Raw genomic sequence first — 1,094 nt, 5'->3', positions numbered from 1 at the left:
AACAAGAAAATTTGGTGGGGGTCTTAAACCCAAGTTCCATGATTGTCACGGGCTTATTGGCAGAAAACAGTATTCCAACTGAGCCTCCTGCCTTCTGCCCTCTGCCTTTCTTCGATAAAAAAGTTCATTTTTGAGAGATTTTTTGAGAAACTGCCAAAGCCTTTCAATTGGATTGAGTTCAGGGAAATGAGGTGGCTTTGTTGCAGGGGAATAATATTTTCAGGCCAATTAATTGCACCACTGATATGAGCAGGAGCTTGGTCTATTTGTAAAATTGCATAATCTTCACCTAATTGCTCAGATAACCAGTCTAAAAACTGTTGAAAATAGTCACCATTAAGCTTGGGGTATTCTTGCTGAAAATGTTGTCCTGTTAATGGTTCAATTGCACCATAAATCCAAAAATTTTCCTTTCCCATTTCACGCGTACAGTTGGTTTAACTCCAGAAGCCGTAATCACTTTTCCTGTTAAAGTTTTTAATCCCACCCTGGTTTCATCCTGGCACAGATAATGAATACACTTACCAAGTGCAAGATGTTTTTCTAGGCTATTGAGGATGATACCGAGTTTTTTTTAAACTCAGATACTAACTTTTCATCCTGCTTATGGCTTTGAGGACGTGGTACTTTGAGTTTTGCTCCTAATCTATATCGAACCCATGCATAAACTGTTGCATACTCTATATCTTGTCCATGTTCTTGTTTTAACCACTCAACTATTGCACCATAGCTACTAAAGCCTTTTCCTGTTTTTAACTCCTCTGAGAGTGCTGCGTAGTTTACCGCCGTAGGCATCGCTGCGTCATGAATTTTCCGTTTTGCTCCTGGAGCTTTTTTGATTGACAATAATTCATATAGCCCACCCGATCTATACTTTTGCAACCACCTTGTCACGGTTGATGTATCTTTCGCCAAGCGTTTTCCAATGTCTTGCTGCTCCTTAACCTGCCCGCTTTTTATCCACCACAGCATAATAAGTTTTTCTTTCTGATTCCCTAAGTTGGCTGTTTGTAAACGTTTTTTAAGTTCTTCTTCGCTCTCTGCGATTTCAATCTTAAAAGGGCGGCTCATGGTTATTTTAATTTATCGAGTTT

The 1,094-nt window shown here is 39.4% G+C and carries 2 protein-coding genes; both read right to left on the bottom strand.

The window, feature by feature from the left end:
• Positions 1 to 53: 53 nt before the first annotated feature.
• Complete coding sequence (locus VB740_RS36690) at positions 54 to 419, bottom strand: hypothetical protein (protein WP_323204710.1); 366 nt, start codon at positions 417 to 419, stop codon at positions 54 to 56.
• Positions 420 to 543: 124 nt separating this feature from the next.
• The gene (locus tag VB740_RS36685) at positions 544 to 1,071 is read right to left on the bottom strand and encodes a winged helix-turn-helix domain-containing protein (protein WP_323204709.1); all 528 of its coding nucleotides are present in this window, start codon (positions 1,069 to 1,071) and stop codon (positions 544 to 546) included.
• Between the last annotated feature and the right edge of the window lie 23 nt (positions 1,072 to 1,094).

The sequence above is a fragment of the Nostoc sp. UHCC 0251 genome, assembly GCF_034932245.1.
Lineage (GTDB): Bacteria > Cyanobacteriota > Cyanobacteriia > Cyanobacteriales > Nostocaceae > Nostoc.
This window is presented reverse-complemented; position numbering and strand designations above follow the sequence as displayed.

Bases quoted from the DNA above. Each gene is read 5' to 3' on its own strand.
- VB740_RS36690 (WP_323204710.1), bottom strand. From the start codon at position 419: ATGGGAAAGGAAAATTTTTGGATTTATGGTGCAATTGAACCATTAACA.
- VB740_RS36685 (WP_323204709.1), bottom strand. From the start codon at position 1,071: ATGAGCCGCCCTTTTAAGATTGAAATCGCAGAGAGCGAAGAAGAACTT.